Below are 13,879 nucleotides of genomic sequence, written 5' to 3'. Positions count from 1 at the left end.
CTTTACTTAATATGTTTCAAAAAACTTTCACCATGATGAGGTAAAGGAACTTTAAAATTATCAGCTACGGTAGCGCCAACATCAGCGAAAGTTTTTCTTATTCCTAGAGATTTTCCCTCAATTATTCCTTTACTATAAACGAGTAATGGCACATATTCTCGAGTGTGATCGGTACCATGATGAGTAGGATCATTTCCATGGTCAGCAGTAATGATGAGTAGATCGTCGTCTTTTAACTCTTTAAGTACTTCTAAGAGCCTCACGTCAAATTCTTCTAATGCTTTTCCATAACCGATTGCATCTCTCCGATGGCCAAATAGTGCATCAAAATCAACAAGATTAAGAAAACTTAAGCCCGTAAAATCCATTCTCACTGTTTGAAGAAGTTTATCCATCCCATCCATATTCGAAACAGTACGAAGAGACTCTGTGATACCTTCTCCATCGTATATATCAGATATTTTCCCAATGGCTAACGAATCAAACCCGGCATCCGTTAACTCATTCATCACGGTTCTTCCAAAGGGCTTCAAGGCGTAATCATGTCTATTCGCCGTTCTTTGCCATCCTCCAACTTTTCCAATAAACGGTCTTGCAATGACTCTACCGACCATATATTTTTCATCTAATGTTAATTCTCTCGCTATTTTACAAATGTCATATAGTTCATCAATCGGGACTATATCTTCATGAGCGGCTATTTGTAATACGGAATCTGCAGAAGTATATATGATAAGACTCCCTGTATTCACATGCTCTTCACCAAGATCCTCAAGAATTTCAGTTCCAGATGCTGGCTTATTACCAATCACTTTACGTCCCGTTCTTTTTTCAATCTCGTTTATTAATTCAGGCGGAAAACCTTCTGGAAATGTTTGAAATGGTTTATCAATATACAACCCCATGAGTTCCCAATGTCCAGTCATTGTATCTTTTCCAACAGATTTCTCTACCATTTTCCCATAATGTGCAAGAGGTGATGTCGGGGGTTCGGCACCAATGTAATCCTTAATGAAAGGCAATCCTAAACTATTTAAATGTGGTAGTTTTAAACCATTCATTTCTTTTGCAATATTCCCTAATGTATCTGCACCAACATCATTGAATTCCTTTGCATCAGGTGCTTCTCCAATCCCGACCGAATCCATGACTATTAGAAAAATACGTTTATACTGATATTGTGACAAAGCAATACCTCCTTATTAAAATTCGTTATGTAAAATTCTCACTATTTAAAGGGTGTTCTAAAAAGATAGTAAACATCCAAAAAACAATCATTTATACACGTTTATCGGCAAAAAAACTGAAACGCCGGTAGTTTAATAAAAAGCTTCCGAATTCGAAAGATTTAATACAATTTTATATGTCAAAAAAAATTCGCCTTCATCTCATGCTCTAGGATGATAGCGAGAATATACATCTTTCATACGTGTTTTCGTAATATGTGTATATATTTGCGTTGTAGATATATCGACGTGACCTAGCATCTCTTGAACAGCTCGTAAATCAGCCCCATTTTCAAGCAAGTGGGTTGCAAATGAGTGTCTTAAAGTATGGGGAGTTAATTCCTTTTTAATATTAGCTTCCTTAGCAAGAAGTTTTATTATCTTCCAGAATCCCTGCCTAGACATTTTGTTTCCATGGTGATTAACAAACAAAATTGAATGGGCTTGTTTTTTCAATAAAGTTGGCCTACTTTTTTGTAAGTATGTTTCTAATGCTTTTGTAGCAACGTTACCGATCGGTATTATCCTCTCTTTATTCCCTTTCCCTATGCAACGAATAAAGCCCATGTCTAGGTGAAGGTCTGACAAAGATAACTGACAAAGTTCACTTACCCGAATACCTGTTGCATAAAGCACTTCCAACATCGCTTTATTTCGTATGTTTAAGGCTGGGTTCTTTACTGAAGCTGAAATGAGTGCTTCCACTTCTGTCGTTGATAGAATTTTAGGCAGTTTTTTTTCTTGTTTAGGTCTTGATATATGTATCGTTGGATCTGAACTTGATAATCTTTCCCTTAAAAGAAATTGATGAAATGCCCGAATTGAAGAAATATTTCTCGTTATTGTCGTTGGTGCCCTCCCATTATCCTTCAGAAAATATAAGTATTGCATGATAGCCGGACGATTAATTTCGTTCACATCTTTTTTATTCTCATGGCTCTCTATGTATTGAATATAAGCTGTTAAGTCACGATTATATGCTTCTGTTGTATTTTTAGAAAGTCCCCTCTCTACTATTAAATAATGTAAAAACTCTCTTAATTCCTGTTGCACACTTGTTCACCCTCTCATGCTCACTCACCATTAATAAGGAAATAACTTAGTCGCGATAACGGCAATTGAGTTGAATCTTCTATATTCGGTTGATGAACTACTTTCACTGCTCTGCCCTCTGGCTCATCATAGCGGTGATAATCGTTATATTCCTCACTCACCCATAGAATACCATAATAAAAAACAAGGGTGCACCCCATAAAAACGAAAAACACCCATACAGCATCAAAAATAACACGTAAACCTCTCACAATATCATCCTTTCATCATAATTATTTACTACTAAAGAATATGACAAGTGTGACAAGTTCTATACCACTTTCACAACAAAAAAACCTCACTATGTAACAAGTAAGGTTATCTTAAAAATCTACTCCGTATTGTCATCACGGCACCGATAGCAAACGCCATGAAAAGTTAAACGATGGTCTTTAATATAAAAGTTCCATTCTTTTTCCACTATTTTTTCTACATCACCTAGCAAATCTTCTTGAATCTCGTCAACAGAGCCACACTCCATACATACTAAGTGATGATGAAAATGTGCCGCACCTTCTTTGCGAAGATCATATCGAGAAACACCATCACCAAAATTAATTTTATCTACAACCTTTAATTCGCTTAATAACTCTAATGTTCGATATACTGTTGCTAGTCCTATTTCGGGTGATTTCTCCTTCACTAGCATATAAACATCTTCCGCACTCAAATGGTCTTCCTCGTGCTCTAATAACACTCGTACCGTCGCCTCACGTTGCGGAGTAAGCTTGTAACTTTGCGAATGAAGTTGTTTTTTGATTCTTTCGATTCTCTGTTCCATCTTATCCCCCCAAAAGTTAACTATTCTCTATTAAGAAAAGTAACTTTATCAAACTGCTTTTCTCAATTATACTCCTTGAGAAAAAAAGGTGTCAAATAAGAATCGTTATAAAATGATGAATATAATTAATATTATTTAATAATAATTATAAAATTCAACTTATCCATGATAAAACTGTACGGATTATCGGAGGGGATGCATACGCTTCATAGAACGAGACAATCGCTATTAAAATACAAATAAACACAAAAAATATAGCGTACTGAACAAAGTATTGAAAAATCGGTTCATAGCCCCGTCTTGAAATTTGACGCCAAATTCTTATTGAAAATACTGTAGCTACTGTTGCAACTGTAACGTATATCGGAATCAACAATATATTTTGCGGCAATACAGAGACGAAAGCTAATAAAAATCCATCAAACCCCATTTGGTTGACTAAAAAACCTACAGTAAAGCCAACGACGATCCCTTTTATGAATAGAAGTATATAATTTATTGGTAAGCCGATAACAGTAAGCCCTAATAACCACATTAATCCTAAATACTTTATGTAGTGCGAGAATGTTTGAGCAAACATCTCTGTTGAACTCGCAAACTCACCCTGATCGACTTGTCCAAAAAATAAGGTTAAATAAGCATACAGATCATTTTTTTGATTAAAGCTTAAGCTATTTACGATAATTGCCCCAAATACTACCCCCATAAATAGTAAAACGACTGTAAACATATATATAGATTTATTTTCTTCTATAAAATTGATAATCGCTATTTTTAATCCACCTATACGCTTCATCATTTCTCTCCTCATTTCTTTGATAGTATTGCCTAAATAAAAATTCCTTCTACCAAAGCCTATGAATCTATGAGTTAATCTATGACAAATTTAATAGAAACGAGAAAGCTTTTATTTTACTTTTCCGTATACGCCACCGCCCCCTTCTTCAAATTCAAGCTTCCCTAATCTTGCTTTTATTATATTATTTGCAATGTTACTAGGCACTACTTTTTTTAAGTCTTCTACAGGTGCCTCGTGGAGTACAACCATTTCATTCCCGAAGTGAGACAAAAGCTTATCTAATGTTTTTGGACCACAACCTCTGATAAACTGCAGAGGCACTTGATGGACATAAGGTGGACGCGAGCTTTTATGTGTATGTTCGTGTCGATATTTTAATGCTTGAAGTGTTGCTATTTCCTTTACCCGTTCACTCACTCCCTTTATGTAGGAGGTTGAACCACATCGACAAACATTATCTTTCTCCATTTTTGATAAGCATTTCCCACACACTGTTTGAAAGTATTTCCCTAAACGTGGATGCAATCCAACATTCTTTACAATTTTCCCTTGCTCACCAAGTATCGTTTTTTTGACTTCTGTAAAATTAACGTGATCCAATTGTACGACTTGATGCTCCCTAGCTATTTTTACGCTAGAGTGGGCATCAGAGTTCGTAACAAACGAATAGCGATCAAGTTCTTTTATTTGTACAGCCATCGACGTATCTGCACTTAATCCTAATTCGACCGCGTCAATGAGCGTTGGTTCAAAAACTTCTACTAATGAATAATCAACCCCTTTACCATAAAGGCTTTTAAAAGGGGTAAAAATATGTGCAGGGATAAAAATACCTTCTAGTTCCTTTACTTTTCTTTGCAACTCTTTCCCAGAAGTATAAATTCGTTGTGAACTTAAATGAATATTTTTAAGCCTTTTTTCACACCAGCTAGAAAATTTGGACATCGCTTCGATGGTAGGCAAAAAACAAAGGACATGTATGGGCCCTTTGCATTGTTCATCATAAATCTCTAATTCAGTACCTAAAAGCAAAAGAAGGCTCTTGTCGTACAACACACCACCACCCTCGACTTCTATTGCTCTTCCGGTAGTGACTAAATCTAATATTTCTTTTAGTACATCTGGAGAATGGGTATCTATAATCCCAACGATATCAAGTCCTTTTCTGTATAAAGCTTCATTTAATACACTCATGAGTGTTAAATTTCTTGAAGCTGTTATTTTTACAGATCTACCAGTATTTGTTCGACCAATATGTATGTGCAAATCCATATAATAATTTTTAACGCTTTTTTTTGCGGGCAAAATGAGAACTCTCCTTACTTTTTACAACGATACTTTAAGAGATTTAAATATTGAATCGCATAAATAGTCTTTGCATCATGAATAATTTCTTTTTCTATCAGCTTTTCTGCTTCTTCTAGTGTAGCCTTAAAGCATTCTACAAATTCGTCTTCATCTAAGTTTAATTGGCCGTCACTTAATTGCTCTGCTAAGTAAATGTAAATGATTTCATTCGCAAAACCTGGACTCGTATAAAAAGATGTGAGTTTAGTCCATTTCCCAGCAACTAAACCAGTTTCTTCCTCGAGTTCTCGCTTAGCACATTGCAATGGATTTTCACCCTTTTCTAGTTTCCCAGCAGGAATCTCAGCAATAGTTTTTTCTAATGGCTTTCTAAATTGCTCAACAAGTATTACTTCATCTTTATCTGTAACGGCAATCACAGCTACAGCACCAGGGTGGTTTACAATTTCCCTTTTGCTCATTTCACCATTCGGAAGCTCCACGTCATGAACGGACAAATCAATTATTTTCCCTTCAAAGATCGTTTCCCGCTTTATTGTTTTCTCTGAAAATTTATTCATATAGACTCCTCCTGTACTGTTTTATTTACATACTTCATATGGATAAGCATACCAAAATAAAATTGCTTTTACACCGGGAGGATATAGTATGCGCAAATATGATAGAACGAACGGCATTATTTTAGCAGGAAAGGCTTGGGAAATAAGGGAATACTTAAAGAAAATGAAAAAGAGATATGAGACCGTTTACGATTGGTGTTCTCATTCCAAAAAGGTACACACTGCTGCTGCTACCCCAAGAAAAAATAAAGGGTCCTTATCTATTGTTCGCCCCATAGTGGTTAATGGAAAGGGGGAAGCCCGTTGAACAATTTCTAATAACGGAAACAGTAGCTTCTCATCAACTGTTGTTATTTTAATATGAGGATATTTACGTAACAGATCGATATGTGCTCTTATATATTTTTCAGCATATTCCCCTTTTGGTAAGGGCAGTATACTGTTCGTTAAAGTTAACTCTATTAAAGGTGTCATTGTGTGGTGGCTAATTCCTTGATGCCTCTCTCTTTGATCTACTGCAGATAGTCTTGGAATCCATACAGGAGTGCCACCTAAAGCTCCTACTACATTCGCCCAATTGGCTTGTGATATACTACTAAATCCATAATGTGTCCCAGTTCCTACAACACCTGGCCCTAATGTTATTAAAATAAAAGGATCAGCAAACATCTCCATTATATATTGAAGGCTTGTAACAACATTTATCGATTCTTTATTTCCACCAAAGGATTGCCCTGTCGTGATAGAGAAAAATAAAGGTTCCTTTTTCAAACGAGCGAGGTGATTACTCATACTTAAAGGTAGTGATGCTTCATCGCTAAAAATAACAGCAAGCGGTTTGTGTTCACTTTTTATTTTCAGCAAATACCAAATGATTGGTAACATACTATGGAGTTCACATAAAAAAACGGTTTGATCTTTTAAATTTAGCTTCTTTTTAAAAAGGTGATGCGTAGGACTCTCTTCAGATTCAACAGCCATCACACTATGCTGATCACTAAGGTAGCGATTTTTCATTATGTGCCCATGTTTTTCTTTAATCGCACTTTCTTGCGTCGTTTTATTTATCACTGCACGAACGATGTCCCAGCCACCCGTTCCAAGGTTCAATTGTGTTGCTGTTGTATTAATAATGACCCAATCTCCAGTGGTAACATCTGGGTGGAGCTTTCTATATAAAAGGGCACGGCCGATTCCCCCATTTGTCTCTAGCTTTAATACATCTTCGGTCATCTCTTTTATTGCGGTTACTTGCACATGTTCTTCAGTAATCATAGTACCACCCCCATCATCAATGTATTCTTATATGAACTGTGGCATAACTAAAAGGTTTGAGTAGGGAGAATAACCTTGGTATCATTTAACTATTAGTTTTTATTCTTAAGAGGTGATCAATGTGAAAAAAAACAAACTTGGTAGTTCAGCGTTATACGTTTCAGAGATTGGATTTGGCTGTATGTCGTTGAGTAAAGATCATTCAGAAAATGAAAGGATTATTCACCACGCTATAGATAGAGGTGTGAACTTTTTTGATACCGCAGATTTATATGATAGAGGTATGAATGAAGTCTCTGTAGGAAAAGCGCTAAAAGAAAAGAGAAAAGATATTATTATCGCAACAAAAGGAGGAAATGAATGGCGTGCCGGAACAGAGGGTTGGAATTGGAATCCCTCAAAAACCTATATCGTTTCTGCAGTGAAAAAATCACTCCAAAGACTCCAAACAGATTATATAGATTTATATCAGCTTCATGGTGGAACAATTGACGATCCGATCGATGAGACAATTGAGGCATTTGAACAATTAGTAAAAGAAGGCTGCATTAGGTATTATGGTATTTCATCCATTCGTCCAAATGTCATTCAAGCATATTTAAAAAAATCAAATATCGTCTCTATTATGATGCAATTTAGCTTATTAGACCGTCGACCTGAAGAATGGTTGCAGCAAATCAGCGATAACCAAGTTTCCGTAATCGCTCGTGGACCTGTTGCAAAAGGTATTTTAACAAACGATTTTAAAGATAAAATAACCGATAAAGGGTATTTAGATTATTCTCCTGAAGAATTGGTTACTACGGTTACTACCCTATCTAAAATAGCCGAACAATCAAATATCTCACTACAACATTTAGCATTACGTTACGTGTTAAACGATACTGCAGTTGCTACTACAATTCCAGGAGCTAGCCGTCTTGAACAATTAGACGACAATATATTTTCTTCTAAGGTTAAAATAACGAACGATTTAATAAAAGCGTGCGCAAATGTAACAAAGAACAGTACTTACAACCTTCACAGAAATTAGCATGAAAAATCATTCCAAGCAATGAAAAACTTTGATAGAATAAATGGGCAGTACATAACACTATTTATTTTAATGAGAGGAAGATAACATTGACGTTATTAGAAGCAATTATATTCGGTATAGTTCAAGGAATTACGGAATTCCTACCAATCTCGAGTACAGCACATATTGTTATTACAGGAATGATTTTTGGCTATACATTCCCAGGACTTTCCTTTGAAATTTATTTGCACTTAGCTTCTGTATTAGCTGTTATGATTTACTTTTGGAGAGACCTATTTCAGGTAATTAGTGGCTTTTTTCGTTTTATTGCAAAACGACAAAGAGAGGATCGGGCACAGTTCTTTTTCGGGGTTTATATTTTAATAGCCACTGCAATCACTGGTGTTCTTGGTAAGTTATTATCTGATGTCGCCGCGGATTCAATCAAAACACCTCCTTTTATAGCTGGTGCTCTCGTTATTACAGGGTTATCCCTCATCTTTATAGAGAGGTTTCACCGCATCGGAAATAAAACGGAAGAAACTATGACATTTTGGGATTCGATCCTTGTTGGTCTTGGACAAACGTTAGCAGTTATACCTGGAATATCTCGGTCTGGCGCTACATTAGTCGTTGCTTTATTAGCTGGGTTAGATCGTGAAACAGCAGTACGCTATTCCTTTCTATTGTCAATTCCAGTTATATTAGGTTCTACTGTATTAGCTATCGGAGATTTCTCAAGTACCATGATTGAATATGTAGGAACGATTAATTTAATTGTCTCCTTTGTTGTTACTTTCGTTTTCTCGTTGTTAGGTATCATTTGGTTAATTAGCTTCTTAAAGAAAAGCAAACTAACTTATTTTGCAGTATATTGCTTTGTTGTTGCTGTCCTCATCGTACTTTTCTTAGATCCTAGCACTGTTATGGATGTAGAATAAAACAATACACCGTAATAAATTATGACGGAAACTTGCTATAAGTAAGTGTTGCTTTAGTAAAAGTTCCACTCGAGGATGACTCAAAAGGTCGATTTTTTTACCATTTGAATCATCCTCCTTCAAATGGCTCCGACTACTTCTCCCATTGCTTAAGGCGACTTAAACAAATCAACACTTTAAAGTACATCGTTTTGTATACTATTTTCCAATCTGCATTGTGCAATTTACGAAAGTGTGATAATCTGCTACACTTATATTCGATAATCTATTAAACATATAAAATTCTATTATACTTTATTTTGAATATATATTAGGAGATATAATCATGAAAACAACAAAGAATATTATAGGAAAGGATTTACTAGGCTTTGCTTTACTATTATTATTCCTACTCCTGTTCATTATTAGTGATCAACTTAACGATAACGTACAGTTAAATAGCATTTCAAGTAACTGGATTAACGTCAATACGATCTTTTTAAGTATCGTCCTTGAGGCAATCCCTTTTATATTATTAGGTGTTTTTGTATCATCTTTAATCCAAGTATTCGTCTCTGAAGATCGTCTGCAACGCTTTTTACCGAAAAATGCAATAGTCGCATTGTTTCCTGCTGCTGTATTAGGCGCAGTTCTACCACTTTGTGAATGTGCGATCGTCCCTGTCGTTAGAAGACTTATAAAAAAAGGGATGCCACTTCACGTTGGTGTCGTTTTCTTAGTAGCAGCACCTATATTAAATCCAATTGTATTTGCTTCAACGTACTATGCATTTAGAGGCCCTTTTTATGATACAAATACGATTCTTTTCTCAAGAATGGGGTTAGCATTTGTCCTCTCTATCATTATTGGCGGCATTCTTTATGCGATATTTAAGAATAATTCAAAACAATTACGAACTGATATTACGCAACATCAATTAGGTCATGTACATACACATGATCACCACCACTCAGAAAAACCATCGCTTATGAAGAGGCTAAAGGAAACGCTCTACCATGCTGTTGATGAGTTTTTCATGATGGGGAAATATTTAATTTTAGGTGCATTTATAGCCTCATTATTCCAGACATTTTTAGACCGCTCGCTATTGGAGTCTATCGGTCAAAACGACTATTCTTCAACAATAGTGATGATGGCTTTTGCTTATTTATTGTCATTATGTTCAGAAGCGGATGCGTTTGTTGCATCTACCTTTGCAGGACAATTTACAAATATGTCAATTGTCGGGTTCCTTGTCTATGGACCTATGCTTGACTTAAAAAATACTTTTATGCTCTTTGCTTTCTTTAAAGCACGTTTTGTTATTACCTTTATGATTACTGTGACTTTCGTAGTGTTTACAGCCATTATTGTCTTGTTTGGATTCATTTTATAGTAGGAGGTTATACGATGAAAAGTTACGATCATTCCTTCCATGCGTATATACAAGGGATCATCTTAATAGGATTTGCCTTATTAATGTTAGGGTTTATATTATCTGGAAATATCATTTATTACATTGCCCCTACAATGATGCCATTCATTTACTTTGCTATGGTAACTTTCTTTTTCCTTGGGATAGTGCAAATTTTTAGAAGTTCGTCTAAAAATACCGACGACGCTCATCATTGCACATGTGATCATGATCATCAAATTAAAGGGCCTTTATGGGTCAAAGTGATGATATATAGCATCTTTATTTTACCAATTTTACTAGGGTTTATTGTACCTGATCGTGCGTTAAATAGTGATATGGCAGCCGCGAGGGGCGTACAATTAGGATCTGGACTAAATAACAACACTACAGCTAATATCACACAGAATAATGAACGTACAGAGGTAAGTGAAACTGCAAGAGCAGACGCATTTTTAGAAAATCCTGATGAATATATAAGTAATCTTGAACAGTATGGAACAGACGATGACATTGAACATTATCAAATTGAAGATTTATATGATCAAGATTGGTTTACAGAGTATTATATTGAATTAGCAGACGAGCTCGAATCTGCAGAGAAGATTACGGTGACTGAGGAAAATTACTTAGACGTGATGACAGTGTTAGACCTCTATTTGGATCGGTTTATTGGGAAAGAAATAGAAATTGTTGGATTTGTATATCGCGAAGCTGATTTTGAACCTAACGAGCTTGTTGTTGCTAGATTTTCTATGACTTGCTGTACTGCTGATGCTGGCGTTTATGGGACACTAATCGAGTCGGAAGATGCATCTAAGTTTGAAAAAGACACTTGGGTATATGCTAGCGGTACAATTAAAAAAGGACAATATCATGACTTTCAAATTCCTGTCCTTACAGATACTTACCTTGTAGAAGTGGATGAACCTGACTCTCCTTATGTTTATCCTAGTTTTAATTAAGAGGGAGATTCAATAGTAGTAAAACTAGAAGGCACTGAAAAAGCACTTAAATTCAAAGGGTAGACTAATAAATATAAAGTTGTTTGAATATAGACATTGATGAGACCTGTGCAAACTCGCTTTCCGTGGGCGGCTGGTGAGCCTCCTCAACCTGCGGTCTGCGGGGTCTCACCCCTGCCTTCGATCCCACAGGAACGAGCGTTGCTTCGTCGCTAATGCTTCGAGTTGTCTCGACGGATACGCTCCAAAGCGTATGCTCGTAGAGGAAGAGACAGTAACCTCGCTTGCTCCGGTCTCATCAACTTCCCCTATAATGGGGTATATTGAATATTAATGCAACGAAACAGCAAGTTTTTCACTTTTTCAGTGCCCTCTAAAATGAATCTCCCTCATCATTTAAGTCGAAATCGTTAATATTAATGACTTCCCTGCTATGACATCTCCATTTTCTTCGTTCTTTAGTGACTTAACTAGCTCTCCATTAGTAATGACTATTGGAGTAATTGTACTGCTCGCCTTTTCATTAATGATATCGAGATCAAACGAAATCAGTTTTTCTCCTTTTGCAACTTTATCACCTTGTTTCACAAACGCTGTAAAACCTTCTCCATTTAAATTTACTGTTTCTAACCCAATATGGATAAGTACTTCTACTCCATTTACAGTTTTGATTCCAATTGCATGTTTTGTTGGGAACACTTGTATAATTTCTCCAATCACTGGAGAAACAACAGTGCCATCACTTGGCATAATCGCCACTCCATCCCCCATCATTTTTTGAGAAAATGTCGGATCAGGTACTTGTGATAACGAAACAACCTTCCCGTTTAGAGGACTAAAAATCGTGTCTTCCCCATTGGCATCTGGCATTTGCACATTATTTTTTTGCTTACTAAATAATTTCTTAAACATGAAATTATCTCCCTCCTCAACTTGTATATACAACTATTTCCTTTAAGTATAGTGTATGCATACATAACTTGCAATTAGTACTAATACGAATTTTTCCTCCTATCTATTACCCAAAAATAACAAGAAAATGGTGAACGCAATTTTTAAGAATAAAATAAAAAACTATCGCGCTTCATGCACGATAGTTTTATACAAGAGTTGGAAATCTTATAGAACTTCCCGAACGTAAAAGCCCACTCCTTTAGGTGTCGGAGTATCAAACTAGCTTCACCTCTAAAGAGACAGGGGGCTGACGATTTCCTTATTTAAATTAGCTTTCATATATCATTTTCTTTGTCATGCCGCCATCAACAACAATATTTTCTCCATTAATAAAATCATTTTCTGGGTCAGTTAAATATAGGCATGCTTTTAATATGTCTTCCGGTCTACCAACTCTCTTTGATAGATGTTGCTCATGATCGATTTCCCTTAAATTCTCATAGTTTCCTGTTTCGATCCAGCCAGGACTTATGACATTTACTCTTATATTTTTACCTGAAAAACTGGCTGCTAACGCATGTGATAAACTAACAATGCCACCTTTTGTAGCTGCGTATGCCTCAGAATTCGGCTCTGACATTAACGCTCTAGTTGAAGCAATATTTACAATGCTGCCATAACGAGTCATCATCCTTGATCCGTATTTAGAAAATAAAAACACGCTACTTAAGTTAGTATGTAAAATAGATTCCCATTCACTAAATTGCAAATCTTCAATAGGCTTAAATTTTGATACGCCTGCATTGTTAATAATAGCTTGTATTGCTTTTTCCTGCTTTTCTAGATGATTAATTACTTTTATAACGTCACCTTCCTTTGATACGTCACAATACATAAAGTTCGCCCGTAAACCTTTTTCTTTCAAATCAGACTCCAAATGCTTTCCTGTTTTTTGATCGACATCTACAAAATAAACGGTTGCTCCTAGCACTGCATAACCTACGACAATTGCTTTTCCAATACCATTTGCGCCACCAGTTACTAATACAACTTTCCCCTTCCAACTACTACTCATACGCACACTCCTTTTTAATAACTCATCCTATCTTACTTAAAATGACTACTTTTTGTTTTTCGCTAATAAATGCCCTTTCACTAAAAACATTAAAGTGATTATTTCGAACAGATTGTAATATTTCCCTATAAAAATAAGCAGCAGCCTTGACTGGTATCCGTGACTCTAATGGATATAAGTGAAGACCATGGATAGCTTCATCGAAATAAACTTCTGCTTTTTCCGCTAAGCTTTCCCTAACACGATTGCATTTTGAGTTAATTCTCTCGTATTTAAATGCGACAAAATAGGTAAAAGCATCATACCTATCGTACTTGCAACATAATAAGCATACTCCATCATTTCATCTAATGTCGAATACCTTGTTTATATTAAGTCCATTTCTTGACCATTTGAACGTTTTGAATTTGATGTTACCCCATTCTTGCAATTAATTAAAGGTTATCAGCTAAAGCAACCCATAATGCAATATTTTTAGGAATAATTCCTTATGTAACGACTGCGACAAAAGGCATATATTGCCCATACCGATTCTCGTATTTTATTTAGGTAAAT

At 35.8% G+C, this 13,879-nt stretch carries 16 protein-coding genes and 1 pseudogene; 5 read left to right on the top strand and 12 right to left on the bottom strand.

The window, feature by feature from the left end:
• Positions 1-2: 2 nt before the first annotated feature.
• The 7 genes from deoB to BCELL_RS08955 form a co-directional block, all read right to left on the bottom strand.
• Entirely contained in the window at positions 3-1,187 is a 1,185-nt protein-coding gene (deoB, locus tag BCELL_RS08985; protein ID WP_013488387.1) for a phosphopentomutase, read from the bottom strand.
• Between the two features lie 201 nt (positions 1,188-1,388).
• Positions 1,389-2,279: a site-specific tyrosine recombinase XerD gene (xerD, locus tag BCELL_RS08980; RefSeq protein ID WP_013488386.1), complete on the bottom strand. Its 891-nt coding sequence runs from the start codon at positions 2,277-2,279 to the stop codon at positions 1,389-1,391.
• 20 nt (positions 2,280-2,299) lie between these two features.
• Positions 2,300-2,530 (bottom strand): YqzK family protein, encoded by a 231-nt coding sequence (locus BCELL_RS08975; protein WP_013488385.1) that lies wholly within the window; start codon positions 2,528-2,530, stop codon positions 2,300-2,302.
• Between the two features lie 119 nt (positions 2,531-2,649).
• Positions 2,650-3,099 carry a ferric iron uptake transcriptional regulator gene (gene fur / locus BCELL_RS08970; protein WP_013488384.1) on the bottom strand — a complete coding sequence of 150 codons (450 nt, stop codon included), beginning with the start codon at positions 3,097-3,099 and terminating at the stop codon, positions 2,650-2,652.
• A 154-nt stretch (positions 3,100-3,253) separates the two neighbouring features.
• Entirely contained in the window at positions 3,254-3,895 is a 642-nt protein-coding gene (spoIIM, locus tag BCELL_RS08965) for a stage II sporulation protein M (RefSeq protein ID WP_013488383.1), read from the bottom strand.
• 111 nt (positions 3,896-4,006) lie between these two features.
• A complete protein-coding gene (locus tag BCELL_RS08960; protein WP_013488382.1) occupies positions 4,007-5,203 on the bottom strand; it encodes an endonuclease Q family protein in 1,197 nt (398 codons plus the stop codon).
• Positions 5,204-5,217: 14 nt separating this feature from the next.
• The gene (locus BCELL_RS08955; RefSeq protein ID WP_013488381.1) at positions 5,218-5,766 is read right to left on the bottom strand and encodes an NUDIX hydrolase; all 549 of its coding nucleotides are present in this window, start codon (positions 5,764-5,766) and stop codon (positions 5,218-5,220) included.
• An 88-nt stretch (positions 5,767-5,854) separates the two neighbouring features.
• On the opposite strand from BCELL_RS08955, the gene mciZ reads away from it, so the two are divergent.
• Positions 5,855-6,073 carry a Z-ring formation inhibitor MciZ gene (gene mciZ / locus BCELL_RS23175; RefSeq protein WP_013488380.1) on the top strand — a complete coding sequence of 73 codons (219 nt, stop codon included), beginning with the start codon at positions 5,855-5,857 and terminating at the stop codon, positions 6,071-6,073.
• On the opposite strand, the gene BCELL_RS08950 is transcribed toward mciZ, so the two are convergent.
• On the bottom strand, positions 5,968-7,041 hold the full coding sequence (locus BCELL_RS08950) for a DUF3866 family protein (protein ID WP_013488379.1): 1,074 nt from the start codon (positions 7,039-7,041) through the stop codon (positions 5,968-5,970). The two genes, mciZ and BCELL_RS08950, sit on opposite strands and share 106 nt — an antisense overlap.
• Positions 7,042-7,162: 121 nt before the next feature.
• Here BCELL_RS08950 and BCELL_RS08945 point away from each other — a divergent pair, with 121 nt between their 5' ends.
• The 4 genes from BCELL_RS08945 to BCELL_RS08930 all read left to right on the top strand — a co-directional run bounded on the left by BCELL_RS08945 (position 7,163) and on the right by BCELL_RS08930 (position 11,355).
• On the top strand, positions 7,163-8,074 hold the full coding sequence (locus BCELL_RS08945) for an aldo/keto reductase (RefSeq protein ID WP_013488378.1): 912 nt from the start codon (positions 7,163-7,165) through the stop codon (positions 8,072-8,074).
• Between the two features lie 89 nt (positions 8,075-8,163).
• Positions 8,164-8,997, top strand: a complete 834-nt coding sequence (gene uppP / locus BCELL_RS08940) for an undecaprenyl-diphosphatase UppP (protein ID WP_013488377.1) — start codon at positions 8,164-8,166, stop codon at positions 8,995-8,997.
• 325 nt (positions 8,998-9,322) lie between these two features.
• On the top strand, positions 9,323-10,372 hold the full coding sequence (locus BCELL_RS08935; protein WP_013488376.1) for a permease: 1,050 nt from the start codon (positions 9,323-9,325) through the stop codon (positions 10,370-10,372).
• A 14-nt stretch (positions 10,373-10,386) separates the two neighbouring features.
• Positions 10,387-11,355, top strand: coding sequence for a TIGR03943 family putative permease subunit (locus BCELL_RS08930; RefSeq protein ID WP_013488375.1), 969 nt, complete (start codon positions 10,387-10,389; stop codon positions 11,353-11,355).
• 396 nt (positions 11,356-11,751) lie between these two features.
• On the opposite strand, the gene BCELL_RS08925 is transcribed toward BCELL_RS08930, so the two are convergent.
• The 4 genes and pseudogenes from BCELL_RS08925 to BCELL_RS23315 form a co-directional block, all read right to left on the bottom strand.
• Positions 11,752-12,267, bottom strand: coding sequence for a PTS sugar transporter subunit IIA (locus BCELL_RS08925; protein WP_013488374.1), 516 nt, complete (start codon positions 12,265-12,267; stop codon positions 11,752-11,754).
• A 310-nt stretch (positions 12,268-12,577) separates the two neighbouring features.
• A complete protein-coding gene (locus BCELL_RS08920) occupies positions 12,578-13,324 on the bottom strand; it encodes an SDR family NAD(P)-dependent oxidoreductase (RefSeq protein WP_013488373.1) in 747 nt (248 codons plus the stop codon).
• Positions 13,325-13,346: 22 nt separating this feature from the next.
• On the bottom strand, positions 13,347-13,586 hold the full coding sequence (locus BCELL_RS23320; RefSeq protein WP_081457377.1) for a squalene/phytoene synthase family protein: 240 nt from the start codon (positions 13,584-13,586) through the stop codon (positions 13,347-13,349).
• Positions 13,550-13,678 (bottom strand): annotated as a pseudogene (locus BCELL_RS23315) (squalene/phytoene synthase family protein); the annotation flags it as partial. The pseudogene BCELL_RS23315 and the gene BCELL_RS23320, both read right to left, overlap by 37 nt.
• Positions 13,679-13,879: the final 201 nt, after the last annotated feature.

Source organism: Evansella cellulosilytica DSM 2522 (assembly GCF_000177235.2).
Classification (GTDB): domain Bacteria; phylum Bacillota; class Bacilli; order Bacillales; family Salisediminibacteriaceae; genus Evansella; species Evansella cellulosilytica.
Note: the sequence above shows the minus strand (reverse complement) of the source record. Positions and strands in the feature narration are given on the sequence as shown.

What these genes read in the sequence shown, in the direction of transcription:
- fur (WP_013488384.1), bottom strand. Translation starts at nt 3,099, where the DNA reads ATGGAACAGAGAATCGAAAGAATCAAAAAACAACTTCATTCGCAAAGT.
- spoIIM (WP_013488383.1), bottom strand. Translation starts at nt 3,895, where the DNA reads ATGAAGCGTATAGGTGGATTAAAAATAGCGATTATCAATTTTATAGAA.
- BCELL_RS08955 (WP_013488381.1), bottom strand. Translation starts at nt 5,766, where the DNA reads ATGAATAAATTTTCAGAGAAAACAATAAAGCGGGAAACGATCTTTGAA.
- mciZ (WP_013488380.1), top strand. Translation starts at nt 5,855, where the DNA reads ATGCGCAAATATGATAGAACGAACGGCATTATTTTAGCAGGAAAGGCT.
- BCELL_RS08950 (WP_013488379.1), bottom strand. Translation starts at nt 7,041, where the DNA reads ATGATTACTGAAGAACATGTGCAAGTAACCGCAATAAAAGAGATGACC.
- BCELL_RS08935 (WP_013488376.1), top strand. Translation starts at nt 9,323, where the DNA reads ATGAAAACAACAAAGAATATTATAGGAAAGGATTTACTAGGCTTTGCT.
- BCELL_RS08930 (WP_013488375.1), top strand. Translation starts at nt 10,387, where the DNA reads ATGAAAAGTTACGATCATTCCTTCCATGCGTATATACAAGGGATCATC.
- BCELL_RS08925 (WP_013488374.1), bottom strand. Translation starts at nt 12,267, where the DNA reads ATGTTTAAGAAATTATTTAGTAAGCAAAAAAATAATGTGCAAATGCCA.
- BCELL_RS08920 (WP_013488373.1), bottom strand. Translation starts at nt 13,324, where the DNA reads ATGAGTAGTAGTTGGAAGGGGAAAGTTGTATTAGTAACTGGTGGCGCA.